This window comes from Corynebacterium nasorum (assembly GCF_022347325.1).
GTDB lineage: Bacteria > Actinomycetota > Actinomycetes > Mycobacteriales > Mycobacteriaceae > Corynebacterium > Corynebacterium kefirresidentii.
Map to the genome: position 1 here is coordinate 21026 of NZ_JAKRDU010000002.1, position 16995 is coordinate 38020.

The 16995-nt window shown below is 55.2% G+C and carries 14 protein-coding genes; 5 read left to right on the forward strand and 9 right to left on the reverse strand.

Going from position 1 to position 16995, the window contains the following annotated elements:
* Positions 1-92: 92 nt before the first annotated feature.
* Positions 93-770 (reverse strand): class I SAM-dependent methyltransferase, encoded by a 678-nt coding sequence (locus MHK05_RS02375; RefSeq protein WP_239204605.1) that lies wholly within the window; start codon positions 768-770, stop codon positions 93-95.
* Between the two features lie 974 nt (positions 771-1744).
* Here MHK05_RS02375 and MHK05_RS02380 point away from each other — a divergent pair.
* The 3 genes from MHK05_RS02380 to MHK05_RS02390 all read left to right on the forward strand — a co-directional run bounded on the left by MHK05_RS02380 (position 1745) and on the right by MHK05_RS02390 (position 4759).
* On the forward strand, positions 1745-2497 hold the full coding sequence (locus MHK05_RS02380) for a hypothetical protein (RefSeq protein ID WP_239204607.1): 753 nt from the start codon (positions 1745-1747) through the stop codon (positions 2495-2497).
* Between the two features lie 1137 nt (positions 2498-3634).
* On the forward strand, positions 3635-4345 hold the full coding sequence (locus MHK05_RS02385; RefSeq protein ID WP_239204609.1) for an ASCH domain-containing protein: 711 nt from the start codon (positions 3635-3637) through the stop codon (positions 4343-4345).
* Between the two features lie 225 nt (positions 4346-4570).
* Positions 4571-4759 carry a hypothetical protein gene (locus MHK05_RS02390; RefSeq protein ID WP_239204611.1) on the forward strand — a complete coding sequence of 63 codons (189 nt, stop codon included), beginning with the start codon at positions 4571-4573 and terminating at the stop codon, positions 4757-4759.
* 951 nt (positions 4760-5710) lie between these two features.
* Here MHK05_RS02390 and MHK05_RS02395 read toward each other — a convergent pair.
* From MHK05_RS02395 to MHK05_RS02405, 3 genes are all read right to left on the reverse strand, one after another.
* The gene (locus tag MHK05_RS02395) at positions 5711-6412 is read right to left on the reverse strand and encodes a CPBP family intramembrane glutamic endopeptidase (protein WP_239204613.1); all 702 of its coding nucleotides are present in this window, start codon (positions 6410-6412) and stop codon (positions 5711-5713) included.
* Positions 6413-6683: 271 nt separating this feature from the next.
* Entirely contained in the window at positions 6684-8186 is a 1503-nt protein-coding gene (locus MHK05_RS02400; protein ID WP_411338809.1) for a recombinase family protein, read from the reverse strand.
* Positions 8165-9538 carry a cell division protein FtsK gene (locus tag MHK05_RS02405; RefSeq protein WP_239204617.1) on the reverse strand — a complete coding sequence of 458 codons (1374 nt, stop codon included), beginning with the start codon at positions 9536-9538 and terminating at the stop codon, positions 8165-8167. The genes MHK05_RS02400 and MHK05_RS02405 overlap by 22 nt, the downstream gene beginning before the upstream one ends.
* A gap of 151 nt (positions 9539-9689) precedes the next feature.
* On the opposite strand from MHK05_RS02405, the gene eccD reads away from it, so the two are divergent.
* Together eccD and MHK05_RS02415 are read left to right on the forward strand one after the other, a co-directional pair.
* Positions 9690-11117 (forward strand): type VII secretion integral membrane protein EccD, encoded by a 1428-nt coding sequence (eccD, locus tag MHK05_RS02410; protein ID WP_239204619.1) that lies wholly within the window; start codon positions 9690-9692, stop codon positions 11115-11117.
* A 56-nt stretch (positions 11118-11173) separates the two neighbouring features.
* On the forward strand, positions 11174-12313 hold the full coding sequence (locus MHK05_RS02415; RefSeq protein WP_239204621.1) for a S8 family serine peptidase: 1140 nt from the start codon (positions 11174-11176) through the stop codon (positions 12311-12313).
* On the opposite strand, the gene eccB is transcribed toward MHK05_RS02415, so the two are convergent.
* From eccB to rpsD, 5 genes are all read right to left on the reverse strand, one after another.
* The gene (eccB, locus tag MHK05_RS02420; protein ID WP_239204623.1) at positions 12303-13589 is read right to left on the reverse strand and encodes a type VII secretion protein EccB; all 1287 of its coding nucleotides are present in this window, start codon (positions 13587-13589) and stop codon (positions 12303-12305) included. The genes MHK05_RS02415 and eccB overlap by 11 nt on opposite strands.
* A 75-nt stretch (positions 13590-13664) precedes the next feature.
* Positions 13665-14546 (reverse strand): tRNA pseudouridine(38-40) synthase TruA, encoded by an 882-nt coding sequence (gene truA / locus MHK05_RS02425; RefSeq protein ID WP_411338812.1) that lies wholly within the window; start codon positions 14544-14546, stop codon positions 13665-13667.
* Between the two features lie 147 nt (positions 14547-14693).
* Complete coding sequence (gene rplQ / locus MHK05_RS02430; protein ID WP_023020595.1) at positions 14694-15191, reverse strand: 50S ribosomal protein L17; 498 nt, start codon at positions 15189-15191, stop codon at positions 14694-14696.
* A 72-nt stretch (positions 15192-15263) separates the two neighbouring features.
* Entirely contained in the window at positions 15264-16274 is a 1011-nt protein-coding gene (locus MHK05_RS02435; RefSeq protein ID WP_239204627.1) for a DNA-directed RNA polymerase subunit alpha, read from the reverse strand.
* 114 nt (positions 16275-16388) lie between these two features.
* A complete protein-coding gene (rpsD, locus tag MHK05_RS02440) occupies positions 16389-16994 on the reverse strand; it encodes a 30S ribosomal protein S4 (protein ID WP_005322762.1) in 606 nt (201 codons plus the stop codon).
* Position 16995 lies beyond the last annotated feature (1 nt).

A 16995-nucleotide genomic window follows, 5' to 3' on the forward strand; every position in this document is an offset into this window, starting at 1 on the left:
ACTCCTTCATTCCCATTACTGATGGGTGAACATTCCAGCAAAAGAAGGTAATACTTCCCTCACTACGTTCGATTCCCTCGCAGATTAAACGTCTATTTTTTAGAAGATTTAGCCACCCATACTGGGAGCACCGACTCTCCAACCTGATTTCTGTCAATATTGAGCCTGTACTCTTTAATCAGGTTCTCAATGGATGAGTAAACACCGTTATAGACCCCTGGAGCAACAGTTACATCGCTAAAACCAGCGTCGTAAAGATTTTCACAAAGGACATCTTTATCGACAGCTAACTTTTTCGGCATTCCTTTTGGATGCTCCGCGAAAGTAATAGTCACTAACTGCCCCCCCGGCTTGAGATAACCATAAAGGATCTTTAAATACCGAAGTCTATCCATAGATCGTATCGCATGGTACGTCGCTGAATCGAGAACTACATCGAATTTCTCATGCCAAAAATTCTCAACCTGAAAAATATCGTGATGCTTATACAGGACAGATGTTTGGGGGTGTCTTTGACGAGCTTCATTGATAGCATCTTCAGAAAAATCAACGGCTGTAACTTGAACTCCTCGAGAAGCAACGTGCTCCGCATTTTCCCCAATTCCACAGCCGACATCAAGAAGCTCTTTCATCCGCATTCCATCAAGCGCCCCTTCAACTACTGCCTGACTATGCCCTACATCCCACGGAACTCTTTTTATGTCGATGTTTTTCATCAATGTCGCGCCGGAATAAACGCCGGGAAAATCTACTTCATCAAATTCATTCATGAAATCTCCCACCTCTCTTCGTTGAAGTTCTTTATACGGAGACCATTATATACTTAGCTTTTGAAATTATCTCGACAAATAGTGAATGCAGTTTAACTAATTGCCACCCATACGCTGCAATTTTACAGAAAATGTTTCTGCCCTTTTACTGGAAACTAATCAACCAAAGAAAGGTTAGACAGTAGTGAAGTGTCCCAAGTTTCGTTTGCATCGATAGGAAATCTGGAACACTCACCTTACGAAGACCTATCTCACCGACATTGAGCATCTCGAAGTACTCCTCCGAAATTGCATCCACGATGCTCTGACCGGCAGGTATGGCCAAAGATGGTTTGACAACGGTCGAATAGCTTTCAGCAATGAAGCGGGGAAGAGCATTCGCAAAGCGAAGCGACGAGCCGGAGGAAGAGGGGCTCCACCAGGAAAAATCATCGCTGAGCTCAGCTTCGACTTCTGGCGCTTCCTCTTAAGTCGCCACTATCAGGCAAGTATCTGGCCCCAGGTAGAGAAGGCCTTGGAGAAAAAGCCCACCAGCAGACAACAGTTCGAAGCTCTTGTAGTCATTGTCTACAACATGAGAAACAGGTGCTCTCACCACGAATCAATCGTCCACCAACACAATATCCCCCGTGAAGTCGCACATCTCAACGCCGTTGACAACGCCATCCATACGGTGGCGAACTTCATTGATCCTCGCGCCGCGACATGGATCAAGGGCAATTCCCGGGTCCCCACTGTACGAGTGCAACGACCTTAGCCGTCTGCCGCAACACTGAGGTAGGAAATTAGGAATGTCATCGACGTTGGTGTGTGCCCCAATATCACGGGGCCATCGACGCTCTCCCGGGGACGGTTCTCTTTTGGATTTGAGAGGGGACCCATCGGAATGGTCAGACGAAGCGCCACTTGTTCTTTTGTCGACCTCTTTTTCTTCTTCCAGAATGACAGTTCAGTCTCATTAACTTATTATGCGAATGCAAGAAAAGGTTATTCCTATTGTCTGGAGTCCTACTTTGAAGAAGATAATTGCTGCCCCGTTTACAGTCCTGGTTTGTTCCTCAATTCTCATTAACACTTCCTCTGCTGAAGCAAAAACTCCACATACTTTCCAAGATTCGTCCGGCTTGTCTAGCGCCAATCACTTATCGTCTTCCCTAGCGGATATGAATGCCGATGAGCCTATTCAGGTTTCCGATCAGTCAATCTCTGAAGAAGACCTTTCCTTCATCCAAAAAGTCGCAGACGCCGGAAACAGCTTTGTCGAGCGCGATGGAAAAATCGCAACGTCTGCCACTGACCAACAATTAAAAGACGACTTCGGCTTCACCGACCAACAGGTAGTTCGCCTTCATGAGAAGGTCCTCGGAAAGCCGATGAGTGAAACCTCTGAAGAGCGCAAAGCATTAAACTCGAGAAACTTTACGAGTTACGCTTCCGTACAAGGAAAGTCCGTCTGCTTCAGTAATGAAGATCTAGCAGTGGGAGCTGGTGCAGCTATTGTAGGGGCATCTGAAGCTGGACCAGCGGGAATAGCTGCAGCACTTGAAGCAGCTGCGACAGCCTTTGGAGGTCCAGTCGGCTCAGTTATCGGCATAATTCTCACTGCCGCTAGCGCCCCTTCTCTAATTGAGATTGGAGGACGAGCAGCTAAGGCAGCAGTATCAGGGCAAGGCTTGAAAATTGGTGTACATGCGGATTATCCACCAGTATACGCAGACTACTGTTAACGAAAGAGGGAATCTTGATAAAGCAAAACATTACTTGGCCCAGTATCCTTTCACTTGCGCTAATCTTAAGCGGATCCGTCCTGTTGTCGAAGTTTCATGAAGAAAGTTCGGCTCTTTCTTCAGAGAATTTCGTTATATGGGCGGCACCTTCCATCCTTGGGGGATTAGGGCTGATATATTGCGCCATAAAACACAAGGTCGTAACTTCCTACGCCTACGGGATTCTGCTTAGCTTCTTCTCCTTTGGCGCAGCAGTCTGGCATCCAAGCACCTTTACTCGATGCGTTACAGTAGTTGTTTTTTTGATAGTGGCTATAACCGTCATTCTAAAGCGCCAAAAAATTAATACCGCTAATAACGGTCACAGCTAGCTGCAGGTGATGCAAATAAGGTGTTCCTTTGGTGGAATCTCGAGTTTCTCGACGGGAAATCCATTCCCTGCATCTATTCTCCAAGGCTTGGCATCAAAGTGGAAATAGAAATTTTAATTCGTTAGATATACACAATAACTCTCTAGAGTTTCAATGCGAACTATGTTATCGCGCGCAGCGAGTCACGCTTGGTCCACCCAACCTTGAATCAAGGAAAGCTTGGGCCAGCATACTCTTGGCAGGCGCCCTCCAGCAAAGGGTGGTTCTATCCTTAAAGGACTTACTAAGGCTACTGGCGCTGCCAGCCTAGCGATCTTGGCTGGTTGCGATTTCGATAAAATACTGCAGGAGGACCACCATTAATGAATCCTAAAATAAGAAAACAGCTTCCGGCATTAATATGCTCCATATTGGCTGTGATTCTTGGAGTTATCGTTTCTGACGCAAAGCTCGCACTGTCGATCATAGGTGTTATATTGCTTTTCACGGTGATTCCAGAACTAATAAAAGCAATGTGGGAGCGAAAACACCACCCATAGAAAGCGAGTGCTACTCATGTATGAGTAGCACGCTCTTTACAAACTTTAAAAGATAAGAAGCGGTATAGCTGCACAACTTTCAAGATGGTTAGGGATAGCTAGGTTCATACTTCTCCTCCACTTCCCTGTATTTCACACCCTTCAAGTAGTTCTTAGCCAAAAGATAGTCTCACAAGTAGAGGCCCCAGGTATGAATGAGTCACGTTGGCAATTATTACCCTTAAAGAGTGAGTACCAACGAACTTCGAAATCTACTGGCCAAAGCAACCACCCATGCACAGCGTTTTCAAGACGGAGGAGATCACACTGTAGCCGCAGCACTCCTTACAAAATCAGGAAAACACGTACTCGGTTTGAACGCGCACCACTTCCTCGGTAGTCCTTGCGGGGAGATCTCGGCTTTAGCCAACCATGCTGCTAGTTATCCAGAGGACCCAATCCAAGCAGTAGTCGCCGTATACGGACCTACTGGTCAAGTTATTCCTCCCTGCGGTAAATGCCGCCAGGTGCTTTTTGATGTTGATCCGTCCATTCGGCGCATCGTGCGCGGAAGCAATGGACTTGAAGCACCTACCGTAGAAGAACTCTTGCCATTCGCATTCAACTGGCGAGATATGGAACAAAAGCAACGCATCTACATGTGGGAAGGCTACGAGGAATCAATTCGTAGCGGAGAAAAGCAACAAACCATCCGGGTAGATGATCCTTTCCATGAAGGAAATGCCCAAATAGTCTTCGAGAAAGAATCCGGAGAGGTCGTCACCATTCCTGCACAGGTCACGGCCGTTTCCTCTACCCAGCGAAGTAAATTATCGGAAAAGCAAGCTCGAAATGACGGCTTTGGCTTTCTCACCGAGCTTCAGAAAGCGCTAGATACTCACTATCCCGGATTAGCTGCCGATGACGAAGTAGACGTCGTAGAATTCAAACTCCGCTAGCTCAATCAGATTGTGAGGTGGTTTCCCTATACCCAGAAAGTGCATAGCTCTGGTTTTCATTCAAAATCTTCCATGCCGGATTCAAGATCCTTGGAATCTAAAGAGCTGACGTCTAGAGGGCTGGGTGTAATACACTTTTCTTGTGTTCTGTAATCCACAATCAGAGGACGTGTACTTATGAGTCGCACAGTATGGTTTGTGTTGCTGATAGGAGCTTCAGGGCTAATGATGATTTCTGTGGGGTTCTATTTGTTCAGTGCGGGAATATCTGCCGCTGATGCGGGTACTGGGCAGGGGGCAGAAAGCGCTAGTATTCCTTTGCTTGCATTTGGAATTGGAGTTGTTCTTCTGATTTCTTCTTTCGTCTCGTCCGGCCCTGTATTTGAAAAGAAAGTCTTGGATAACAAGCATTAGCCATTTCCCCAGCCTGTCACGTGAGCCGGTTGGGAACATACTGGTTACTACTAGACATAGTCAGTGTGAACTCTGCTCATCTAAAATGAATGCACACATATGGCCGTCTTTAAGAGAGGATGCATGAGGTCCCGAAAAATATTCGTCCTAGCTTTCGCCGTTGTATACACTGCTATTACTGGTTGTTACAGTGCTAGTCAGTGGTTGGACTCTCGTGCACCTCAAGAATACTTTTACCTTGTTCTGTTTACCTTTGTTGTGCTAACAGCGTCAATATCGGTGTATTTAATAAATAAGAACCAGCTGGTACAGTGCTTTTTGGTTTCAAGTGCTTCATTGTCATTTCTTTATGCTTCTACAGCTGTGCTTTCGCAGGACTATGCCGGTTTACTTTTGCCTGCGCTAGTAGCCGTTATGTTCCTACTGCTCCCTAGGACGAAGCACTGGATAGAAGAAGGCTTTGAGCCTAATGAAGATTAAGTGCTAGATCTACAGTTCATACAAAAGCGGGATGCCAGCTAGGAATTCATAAAGAAGGACCTTGCATATATAAGTATGCTCTCTTTATATGCTTCCACGTTTCGGGTTAATGTATGTGCAAGCATTTCGCAATATTCCTACACTGGATTACTGATTTTTGTTTCACTTGGCAAGGACTACTAACGGTGACAGCACTGTTCTCAATCCTCTGCCGATGCCTCGCCCTTTCTCGTTTCCTGTCCTCTAGCTAGGGCTAGATTAGGCCTTTAAGGGTTAGCGGAAGATCTCCGTGTTCTCTGTTCAGGCAGCTTCGGTAACGTATCCGGTTCGTTGATCTCCTAGCGTCTCAACAATGCAGAGAAAGACAGTGACATGGCCAAATACAGTTAGACCGATCTGTGCTGCGACTCAGAGACTAGCATAATGATCGGATGAAAGAGAGTATGAGTTACGAGGCAACGATCGGCCTTCTTAGCCGGATAGTCCCCCCAGAGTCGTGAATGCTACGACCGCATTATTTGCAATGTGAATACACAAAGGCGCAGTTAGAGTCTTAAACCACAGACGCGCTAGCACCAAGCAGGTCCCGAAGAATGCAATATAAAGCATCACAGCCGGTATGCCGTGTGCGACAGCGAAGACGGCGATAGTGGTGAGCGCTGCCGCCCAAGTAGGCATCGAATTTTGTAGCCAGTCCAGAAGGACGCGCCGAAAAGCGATTTCTTCTACCAAGGGAATAACTAAAGCAGTGCTGAGTACGGCTACAAAGGTAGCGGCGGGGCTTATTTTTAAGCCGTCGGAAAGATTATTGCCAGCTGGTTCATTACTCAATAAAACGTTTATTGCCCCTGTGGCTGCGCCACAGCCCAAGATAGTGACAGGTATCCACCATAAAAGGTGCCACAAGGAATGAGCACTTGATACGAAACCTGCATCGCGCCATGACCAACCTAAACGCTGAGAAAATCCGTACCAAAGCGTTCCTAAACCGAACACGGCGCCACCAATAGTGATGCCGAAAGTGACCCAAGTACCGCCTCCGCCCAGAAGACCACAAGCGATGCCAACAACTGCCGCTCCGGCAAATGTAGCAACAACACTAGCCAGGGCCCACCCCAGATGAACTGCACGAACAGCAGGAGCGATCTGCGAGCTTTTCAGTTCGTTCATCATACCGATAAATATACAAGAACGTACTACGGCATGAAGAGTAAAAATCCCATTCCGTTTAAGTAGAAGGGAATTCTGTATAGTAATCCAATTAAAAAAATTAACGATATCAGACAGTTAAGATATTCTTTCCAGCGCTCGACATGCGAGGCTGCGAGAGTTGTGTCTAATTTTTCCCAATACGCTACGGTTGAGCGGTGTCGCCCCCGAGGAACGTGGACAGATTGGTTGCCAGCTCTCGCAGCACTCCCTCAGAGAAGCACTTCACAGACAGCTACTGTAGCCAGGTGATCTTCACGCGGTGCGGGTCGAATTTCTTAGCGCCAGGCTTGCCAGGCAGGATGCGAATTTCCATTAGCAGCCGAGTCAGCCGTCGCTTATCCTCAACAGAGGCACCGCCCCACCACTTGGCAAAGTCCGGCACGTCGACAAGTTCTACAGCAAGGGGGTCAGCAGCATGACTGGTCGTTAGTTCACGCATTTTTCCATCAAGACCTGCAATCTGAGCTTCAATTTTCTTTGACATTCGCACGAATGTTGGCATGTCAATCTCTTCATCGATAGCAGAATTTTCAATCTGCTCACGCTTGGCCAACAGCGCGTTTCGCCTTCCTGAAAGTTCTTGGAGTCGTTCGGTAAGGGTGTTGTTCTCTGGCGCCAAGGCCTTACGCAACGCATCCACGGCGTCAGGTTGCTCCATACGTTTAAGAATGACAGCTTCGATAAGATCATCAACCTCAGCACCGATAGAGACATGGGTACCGCCCGGCTCAGAGCGCTTGCAGGTATAGAAACGACGAGGTTTACCATCCTTGTTCCGCCGACTACGCGAATACATCGGTTCTCCGCAGGTGCAGGTCAGGACAGAAGCGAGGAAATAGCGCGGTGCGTTACCGCTATGTGAGAGCCGCCGCGACGGGTCGCGCAAGATTGCATCGAGCTTTTCACCTGTAACCTCGTCGATAATCGCAGACCAGTTGCCTTTACCAATGATTTTGCGATCTTTAACAAGACGTTTCCCCGTATCCGGGTCAGTTGGGTTGAACGTACTCAAGCCGCGCACGCGTGGGTTGAGTAAAATGTCTCGCAGCGTTGGCGCCGACATAGGCCTGCCTGAAGTCGCAGTAAGACTGCGTGCATGAAAGACCTCGCGCACGGTTTCGCGCAGAGTCTTTCCAGCAATGACCATCGCGGCGGCGTCGAGAATAGCCTTGGCCTCTTCGTCGATGATGGTCTCAGCGTCAGCCTCGTAGCCGAACATACGCCGCCCGCCTGTCTTAGGCCGCCCTGTCCGGGCCCGGTCTTCGTAGGCAGCTCGGACACGTGCAGCACGATCAATAGACTCCTGCTCAGCAATCAGACCAAGAATCACGATAGTGAGCCGCGACGCAGGGTCTGAAGGGTCAATGTTGTAGCCACGGTTCGCTTTGACGGTGACGTTGTGCTTCTCGCACAACTCAAAGAGCGCCAGTGTGTCTTTGGTGCGACGGGTCAGCCTGTCGAGTGCGTAGACGTAAACAACGTCAATCTCGCGGTTCTCGATGGCGTGAATAAGCTTGTTGTAATCAGGGCGAGGGTCGCCAGAGAAGGCGGAGATGTTGTTGTCCACGTAGGTGGCGACCACCTTAGCCTCGTCAGCCTCAGCGTGCTTAGTGGCGAGGTGAATTTGCCGTTTCACACCGGCTTCTTCCTGCTTATCCAACGAAATACGTGCGTAAATCGCCGCACGCTGTGCTGTAGTCGCTGTCATACGCCCTATCGTACCCCAAACCCACATTCCTTATTGCCGCTGCCGGTAGCCCCAATGCACAAGCCATGCGGGCCCATGCCGCCGTGCGCAGATTCCTTAAGATCCACCGTGACGGGTTGGCCGACCGTATCGATGCCGATGGGCACCATGAGGCGCGCCGAGCCTTCTCGGCCATGCCACATGCCGCTGGCCGCTAGCTCCTCCACATCGCGATAGCCTAAAAGGCCCATGAGGTCACTTCCATGGCGGCCAGAGGTGCTATCGGGCCGGCGAAAGGAAGCCATGCTGCGCGCAAGCAATGTCGCAGCGGCCACGCTCATTCCATCGGGAGCCCCTAGTTCTTCCACCCCGGCTGCGGTGACTACCTGCAAGTGCTCCCCTGCCACCAGGCTTAGGCCTTCGTGCTCGGCACGTACCCCCAGCGCCGAAGACGGCGCCCCTGCGACCTCGATGATGGTGGTGTAGGAATCATCGTGGAAAAAATCCTCGGTTCCCGTTGTCAGCACGCCGTCGACAATGAGAATGCGAAAGCGTGCCTTCTCCGGCGTGCGAGCGTGGGGCAGCCACTTTAGCCATTCCCACTGCCCACCACGAGCTTCAATGCCGCAAGCTTCTGGGCCATGCGCCAATGCCATCTGGAGGACCATAGCGCGCACCATATCGCGGGCGGGATCCGCAGGCTCTTCACCTCGCGTCGACGCCGTACCGGAAACAGAAAGAAAGCGAAAAGCCTGCAATTGAATAACCACCGGCATATCGGGCACGGTACCCACCGCTTTGATGGTCTGGCGCATGCTCACTGCGCACACTGGGTCTAAGTCCTCGGTGGCTCCAGAATCCGGCACGTTGATGGGAGTGCACAGCGTGGTAGGCCCAGTTCCTACGCGTACCTCGAGGGCGTCTGAGTCATCGGGGCCGCGCTCCCACATGCGACGCGAGCCTATCAGCGCACTTAGCTCTTCCGGTGCGGGGTGGCGATAGTTCTCATGTGCGCGCTGCGCAGAAGCGTTGCATAGGGCCTTTTCCCGTAAGGCTTTGATGTGGCGCAGGTAGGTGCGTCGGGTTTCATCAGGATCCTGCCCGCTGTTATTGGGCCCAAACATCATGGCCATGCTCGCCAGCATCATCAGCGGAAACATCAAGGCCATCGGGCTTATCTGCCGGGAATCTCCCGCACCAAGCACCATAAGGGCGACCATGCCAAGCATCGCCGCAATCATCACCACCGGAAGAAACAGCCGCACCAGCGGTACCGGTTGTGGGCGTACTGCCTCTGGGACCTCCTCGGCCTCAATGCTCCCGGCGGGCAGCGGCGGTGCAGCATCCCGCAATGGCATGGTCAACGGCTCAATTACACGGGTATCCCCGATCCCAAGCATGCTTAGGTAACCTCCCCCGAGCCACGCGCCAGCGCCCTTAGCCCCCTGCCAAGATTCCCCGCGCTGCGGTGGACACGTCGCCACTAGTAAGCCACAATATGTGGCATTGGGCAAGGGGGACGCCCACAATCCATTGACTTTCGGGGGAATAATGACTACTGCTACAGCGCACCACCTGCGCCTTACCATCCGCATTCACGCCGGTACATTCCACAAAGAGGCGGACGTGGCACTACCGTTGAGTTCCAGCGTGGGCGAGCTTTTGGCTGAAATCACGGACTTAGTGGATGCGCCCACGATTTCCGAGCCCTGGCGCGCCAGTACTGTTTCTGGCCGCGCTATCGATCTCACCGCCCCGCTGGCCGCCACTCCACTTACCGAAGGCGCCATCCTGGTTATTAGGCCGCGCGAGCGCCGCCCTGCGCCGGTGATTCGAGATGCAGCAGAATCGCTTGCCGCCGCGGCCGAGGAGGATACTACCGCTGCCCTTCCTGTTGTTTGGGCGTGGGGAGGGCTACTTGCCGCCTTCGCTTTGCTCTGGGTTAGCACCCTTCCCCTTGCGGCGTGGGCGGCGCTGGCCGCAGGAGCGCTTTTGCTCGCCCTGTGGATCCGTGTCCTGTCGCTGGTGCACCTTAGCTTGGTGGCCAGCATGGCGTGCGGCTGGGTGATAATTTCGCCCTCGCTGGATGAGGCGCCGTTTGCCGCATTTACCGCCTGTTTCACCCTGCTCATCGTGCTACTTGCTTGCCACGTCACCGGGTTAAGCACGGTTCGCACCAGCTCTGCGGCACTCACTGTCTCGGCTCTCATCTTCATCGCGGCATTGGGGTATCTGCTGCCCGGACCAAGGGCAGGGCTACACGCCAGCCACGGTACGGCGGCCGCTGCCTGTGTCATCATCGCCGGCATTATTATGCTGGCCACTGCCCCTGCATTGAGCATTGCTACTGCTGGCCTCAAGGTTCCGCAGCTGCCCACGGCCGGCCAAGATCTTGCGGTATCCGATGCTAGCCAGCCGGATGTCGATAGCCGCGCGTGCCGCGCCAGCAGCGCCTACGAGGGAATGTGCTGCGGCCTGTCACTCTGTCTTATTCCGGCGCTCATCGCTCTCTCGTTTACAGGCAGTGGTCCGGCTCTATCACCGACCCATGGCGCGCCTGATTCTCTCACCGAGTACATTTCGGTGCTTTTTGGAACAGAGGGCTCCGGCGCGGGCTTCGTCCAAGCACTCTGTGTTACTTCCGCGGGTGCCGTAATGATGCACGCCTCCCGGCACGGTCGTGCGCTAGCCAGTTGGGCACTCATGGTTTTGGCAATTGCCGCGTGCCTGGCTACTTGTCTCTGTGCCACCCACGCGATAGTAGATTCCGGGCTTGCACATGCTTGGGCACCGGCCTTGATTTCCGGTCTCGTTCTCATCGCTATGATTAGCGCCCCGCTGTGGGCGTCCAAGGTGGCGGGGCTAGAGCCCACCACCATCGCTTGGTTTGAGCGCATCGAATCCCTAGCTATTGCCGCCAGCTTGCCACTCGCCGCCCACCTAACCGGCGTTTTCATGCTCATCAGGGGTATCGGATGATGCGCAGTCTACCTACTACATTGTGGATAAGCCCGGCGCTTCTTGCTTGCGTAGCTGTGGCAATACTTCCCGTTACCTTAGGTGCTGCGGCATTAGTAACCGCTCCCGATGCGACCGCGCGTGAACCGGACCGCGAATGCGCAATCGCGCATTCCTCACCGCTTTCGCCCCAACCTAGCGAGGATCAGCTCACCTACCGCGCCCGTCTGCACTCCTTTGCCACCGGGGAGGGCGTAAAGGTTGCCGTTATCGATACCGGCGTGGCTACCCACTATCAGCTGCGGCACCTCAGCGGTGGCGCGGACCTTATCGCGCCGGAGGAACCGGAGCCGCACCGCGACTGCGACCTGCACGGCACCGTCGTAGCCGGTATCATCGCCGGCCACGATATCGGTATCGCACCACGGGCGGAAATCTACGCTGTGCGCCAAACCAGCGCGCATTATCGCCAAGAGCGAGAAGACAATACCACCGGCTCGCTAGATACCTTGGCCCAAGCGATTGATGACGCCGCCGATGCCGGCGCCCGCATCATCAATATCTCCGTTGTTTCTTGCGTCCCGCCGGATGTGGCCGCCCAGGTGGATACTTCCCGGTTGGACGGTGCTTTAGCACATGCGGAAGAATCTGGATCCGTGGTAATTGCCGCATCCGGCAACGCTTCTTCCGGTAGCTGCGAGATGGGTGACCGAGTATTTCCAGCGGATTCGCCCACAGTGCTCTCAGTAAGCGCCCAAGCGGATTCGCACGAGCTCGCTGACTACTCTCTGACTTCGGCGGATGGCCCACAACTGGCCGCGCAAGGATTTGTACCACTCGCGCTCAATCCCGCCGGCGGATGGGCCGACGGCAAAGAGGGTACGGACGGCACGTCACAATTTCACGGCACCTCCTTTGCCGCGCCGGTAGTCAGCGGCACGGCGGCCCTACTGGCGCAGCGTTTCCCCGATGACAGCCCGGCCGCCCTGCGTAAACGCTTAGAAGACGCCGCGGAGCCGGGACACGGATTCGTCGACCCGCTCACGGTGCTCACCCACGTGGAATCATCCACGCTCGGAGATACCCGAGCAATGGCTATCCGCCCCGCCGAAAAGAGCACATCACGCGCACCTATGCACAGTGCATGGGTACTCGGCGGGTTGGCGTTGGCGCTAGCCGCGTGGGCAACGTGGCGCGGGCTGTGGTCTAAGAGCTGACCTGCAGCGCCTGCTCCCGGCTAAGCGCCGAGCCTTCCGGCAGTAAACGCAGAATCTCCCAGGGCACCCGCGCGCCTACACCAGTGCCCAGCGCCTCTAAGGTCTCTTTATCCTTGACCTCGTGCCGCTGACCCGTCGGTGCAACCACGTGGTAGCCATGACCGCTATCTACTCCTACGCCTCCGCCGTTGAGACCACCAAAGCGCTGCGCCACCGCCTCACCAGCCAAGGCTACGGTACCCGCTTGGGCAGGTACCACTTCCCCGCCGCCCTCATTACTCGCACACATCCAACCATCGTCTGGGCTCACAAAGCGGAAAGTGGTGGAGGGAAGGTTGAGGTTTAAGGGGACGTCGGCAAGCGCAGCAATCTCCTGGGCCGTGGATGTCGCCGTCTTGGCGCCTAATCCAATAAGCATCTGCGCCTGCGTGGGCGTAAGCTCGGCGACGCCATCGGGTGTGCGCGCCCATAGGCCCTGGCCTGTGTCTACGACCTCCGGCGGCTGCGCCGGAAAATTCAGCGGAGGCAACTCCGCAAAAGCATTGAGCAGCTCAGGCGGCATGGGCCAGGCGTGGGTGCCGTCGTCCACACCAATCGCGCGACGCACCACTCGCCCCTGGGTGCTAGAGGGATCAGGCAACGCCACCCGGCCGTCCTGAGTAATAAGCCACTGCGTGCCTTCGGTCTCCACCAATGCGGCGCGCTCCGGCCCCAGGCCTTCCTGGTCGGGCTCGGCAAGCACGATGACCTCTTGTGCAGCAACCTGGTGGCCGCCGATGCTAGTCGGGTTTTCCGCCCCTGAGTACTCCTCTTTACCTGCCAAACAGGCCGCCCAGCGCTGCTGCGGAGTCTCGCTGGCAGCCGCAAGGTACCCCGGGGCATCCGCGATCCCTACCGGGGACCCCAGAAGCGCGTCGTGCAGGTGTTCATCCCCTATCGCCTGAGCCTCGGCAGCCTGACCAGCGATAATGCGCGCAGACGCCAGGTTAAAGACTGGGTGGTAGGTATCATTGACATCCACAAATAGCTGGCCCTGCTCCGAGCGCACTATGGGCGCATCGCCCGGTTGCGGGCTCGGTTGCAGCCATGCGAGCATGCCAGAGCCCACCGCGAGGAAGGCTATGCCCACTCCGCCGAAAAGCAGGGCCTTGCGCCGCCTTGCCAAAGGATCATGAATCATCCTGATATCGCCCAATACGAGCCCGTGCTCGACGCGGCGGCGCAGAAATTTATGCCCCGAAACTTGGGCCTTAGTAGTAGGCAGCGGACGTGCCATGATTTTCCCCCGAAAAGTCTGTGTACACCCAGCACACAGGCTATCCCAGGTGGGCTCCCACCGCCACCTGGAAAGCTAGTCGGCGCTGCGCCGTTCCCGAGTAGCCTCGGCGCGGGCGGCCATCTGATCCGCCGCCGGGTAATCTACGGCCACCAGAGAAAGCCCTTTCGCCGGAGCCACGGGGATGCTGGAGGAGCGTTTGGTCTCGTGGAGCAGCGCTGCGGCGAAGTCGGCATCGCGGCGCCCCTCCCCTACACGCAGGCAGCACCCCACCAAGGACCTAACCATCGACCAGCAAAACGCATCGGCGCTCACGCGGGCCTCGAAGAGCTCTGGTTCCTCAGGCGTTGAAATATCCCGCCAGGAGAACTCTTGCAGCTCACGAATGGTCGTGGCATTCGGCTTAGCTTTGCAGAAGGCCGCGAAGTCATGCAGTCCTACCAACGCGGTGGCGGCCTCCTGCATGGCATCGATATCCACTGGCTTTATCCACTCGGCGGTATCCCGCGCACGCGTCGGCAAAGCGCCCCGCGGGCTGGTAGTAATCCGGTATACATAATGCCTGCGCAACGCCGAGAAACGCGCATCAAAGCCCGCGGGCGCAAACTCGCAGCTATGTACCCGCACGTCTTCAGGCAAAAGCTTTGCTAACCGACGCACCAGCTTCCCCGGTTCCCCCGCCACTGAGCGCTGCTCCAGCATCTCTTTGGGAACGTCCACGTGGGCAACCTGGCCACGCGCATGGACCCCGGCGTCCGTCCGGCCGGCGACCGTTAGCGGTACCTTTGCGCGGGCAATCATCGCGAGTGTTTCTTCCAGCACGCCTTGCACGGTGCGCAGACCGCCTTTTTGCTGAGCCCAGCCGTGGAAATCCGTTCCGTCATAGGCCAAGTCCAAGCGCAGGCGCACGAACCCGTCTGCCGGCCCTTCTGCGGTGGTAGATGCTGCAACAGTCATGGTGGGACTCATGCTACCGGAGGCACTTCCCTCGACCAGAGCCGGGCCCAGCTCCCCGTGCACCGTTCGGAAGAGTCCAGAAATAAAAAGCCGCCGCCCTCCCACAAGTGGGAAAGGCGGCGGCAAAGCGCTAAGGCCGAAGGGGAACTACTTCTCCTCGGACTCCTCAGCTGCGGTCTCCTCAGCAGGTGCCTCGGTTTCTGCAGCCTCGTCTGCCTTAGCTTCCTCAGCCTCGGCGGCCTTAGAAGCGGCAGCGCGGGTAGCGCGGTTAGCCTCGGAGGTCACGGTCTCCTCAAGAACGAGGGAGATCTGGGACATCGGGGCATTGTCACCGGTGCGGTTGTCCAGCTTGATGGTGCGGGTGTAGCCACCCTCACGGTTCTCAAACTTCGGTGCGACCTCGTCGAACAGGTAGGAAACGACATCCTTGCGTGGGATGAGCTTCAGCACTGCGCGGCGGTCAGCAACGGTGCCGGACTTAGCCTTGGTGATGATCTTTTCGATGTACGGGCGAAGAACCTTCGCCTTAGCATCGGTGGTCTTGATAGCGCCGTGCTCGATCAGGCTGGCTGCCAGGTTGCTCAGCATGTGAGCCTGCTGCTTGGCGGAGCCGCCGAGACGGGCACCCTTCTTAGGGGTTGGCATTGTGTACTCCTCGTATGCGGTAAAAGTTGAGCGCGCGGCAATTAGGTAATTGCCGCAAGTCAGCGGGGTTCTTTACTCGGAATCCTCAGCAGCCGGGTCCTTGAAGTCACCGGTTTCTGCGTCGTAGCCCTCGAGCTGGGTCGGGTCAAAGTCCTCAGGGGTGTCCTTGAGAGCCAGGCCCAGGTTAGCCAGCTTGATCTTTACCTCATTGATCGACTTCTGGCCGAAGTTGCGGATATCCAGCAGGTCGGACTCGGTGCATTCAGCGAGCTCGCCCACGGTGTGGATCTCCTGACGCTTCAGGCAGTTATAAGAGCGGACGGAGAAGTTCAGGTCCTCGATCGGCATGCCATAAGCAGCGATGTACTCGGTCTCCTGCGGGGAGGGTCCGATCTCGATGCCTTCGGCAGCGTTGTTCAGCTCGCGAGCCAGGCCGAAAAGCTCAACCAGGGTGCCACCGGCGGAAGCCAGTGCATCGCGTGCGGAGATCGAGTTCTTGGTTTCGACGTCGATGGTCAGCTTGTCAAAGTCGGTGCGCTGCTCAACACGAGTTGCCTCGACCTTATAAGAGACCTTCAGAACCGGGGAGTAAATCTGGTCGACCGGGATACGGCCGATCTCACCGGAGGTAGGAGCGGCTGGGACGTAACCACGGCCGCGCTCGACGACGAGCTCAATGTCCAGCTTGGCGGTGTCATTCAGGGAAGCGATGTGCAGATCCGGGTTGTGGATCTCCACGCCAGCCGGCGGCTGGATATCGCCCGCGGTGACATCGCCCGGGCCCTCCTTGCTCAGGTACATAACTACCGGCTCATCAGAGTCGGAAGAAAGCACCATGCTCTTGATGTTCAAGATGATCTCAGAAACGTCTTCTTTCACACCGTTGATGGTGGTGAACTCGTGGAGAACACCATCGATCTTGATGGAGGTTACTGCTGCACCCGGAATGGAAGACAGCAGGGTACGACGCAGCGAGTTACCGAGGGTGTAGCCAAAGCCCGGCTCGAGCGGTTCGATGACGAACTTGGAACGAGACGAGGCGATGAATTCCTCGGTGAGTTGAGGACGCTGGGAAATGAGCATTGCAATTCTCCTTTTCGGCGACCGCTATTTGACGCCGGTAGAGGGGTAAAAATCTTCGGGTTCGAAGATTCCTGGTTCTCCGCCAGGCCATTAAAGGCCTCGCGGAATAACAGTTTACTTCGAGTAAAGCTCGACGATGAGCTGCTCCTGCAGCGGAATGTCGATCTGAGCGCGCTCGGGCAGCTGGTGCACGAGGATGCGCAGGGTATCAGGAACAACCTGCAGCCATGCCGGTACGTTGGCATCGATGAGGGCGTCCTGAGCATCTTCGAACCATTCCATCTTCTTGGAGCGGTCACGGACATCGATGATGTCGTACTGAGTGACCTTGTAGGAAGGAACGTTGATGTTCTTGCCGTTCACGGTGAAGTGACCGTGGGAGACAAGCTGGCGAGCCTGGCGGCGGGTGCGTGCCAGACCTGCACGGTAAACTACGTTGTCCAGGCGGGACTCGAGCAGGATAACCAGGTTATCGCCGGTCTTGCCCGGGAGGCGGTTAGCCTCTGCGTAGTAGCGACGGAACTGACGCTCCAGCACACCGTAGGTGTACTTTGCCTTCTGCTTCTCCTGGAGCTGCAGCAGGTACTCAGATTCCTTGATGCGGTTGCGGCCAGCCTGTCCCGGTGGGTACGGGCGGCGCTCGAATGCCATATCTCCGCCGACCAAGTCGACGCGAAGACGGCGGGATACGCGGGTAGCGGGGCCAGTGTAACGAGCCATT

What these genes read in the sequence shown, in the direction of transcription:
- MHK05_RS02375 (WP_239204605.1), bottom strand. Translation starts at nt 770, where the DNA reads ATGAATGAATTTGATGAAGTAGATTTTCCCGGCGTTTATTCCGGCGCG.
- MHK05_RS02380 (WP_239204607.1), top strand. Translation starts at nt 1,745, where the DNA reads ATGCAAGAAAAGGTTATTCCTATTGTCTGGAGTCCTACTTTGAAGAAG.
- MHK05_RS02390 (WP_239204611.1), top strand. Translation starts at nt 4,571, where the DNA reads ATGATGATTTCTGTGGGGTTCTATTTGTTCAGTGCGGGAATATCTGCC.
- MHK05_RS02395 (WP_239204613.1), bottom strand. Translation starts at nt 6,412, where the DNA reads ATGATGAACGAACTGAAAAGCTCGCAGATCGCTCCTGCTGTTCGTGCA.
- MHK05_RS02400 (WP_411338809.1), bottom strand. Translation starts at nt 8,186, where the DNA reads ATGTGGGTTTGGGGTACGATAGGGCGTATGACAGCGACTACAGCACAG.
- MHK05_RS02405 (WP_239204617.1), bottom strand. Translation starts at nt 9,538, where the DNA reads ATGCTTGGGATCGGGGATACCCGTGTAATTGAGCCGTTGACCATGCCA.
- eccD (WP_239204619.1), top strand. Translation starts at nt 9,690, where the DNA reads ATGACTACTGCTACAGCGCACCACCTGCGCCTTACCATCCGCATTCAC.
- eccB (WP_239204623.1), bottom strand. Translation starts at nt 13,589, where the DNA reads ATGGCACGTCCGCTGCCTACTACTAAGGCCCAAGTTTCGGGGCATAAA.
- truA (WP_411338812.1), bottom strand. Translation starts at nt 14,546, where the DNA reads ATGACTGTTGCAGCATCTACCACCGCAGAAGGGCCGGCAGACGGGTTC.
- rplQ (WP_023020595.1), bottom strand. Translation starts at nt 15,191, where the DNA reads ATGCCAACCCCTAAGAAGGGTGCCCGTCTCGGCGGCTCCGCCAAGCAG.
- MHK05_RS02435 (WP_239204627.1), bottom strand. Translation starts at nt 16,274, where the DNA reads ATGCTCATTTCCCAGCGTCCTCAACTCACCGAGGAATTCATCGCCTCG.
- rpsD (WP_005322762.1), bottom strand. Translation starts at nt 16,994, where the DNA reads ATGGCTCGTTACACTGGCCCCGCTACCCGCGTATCCCGCCGTCTTCGC.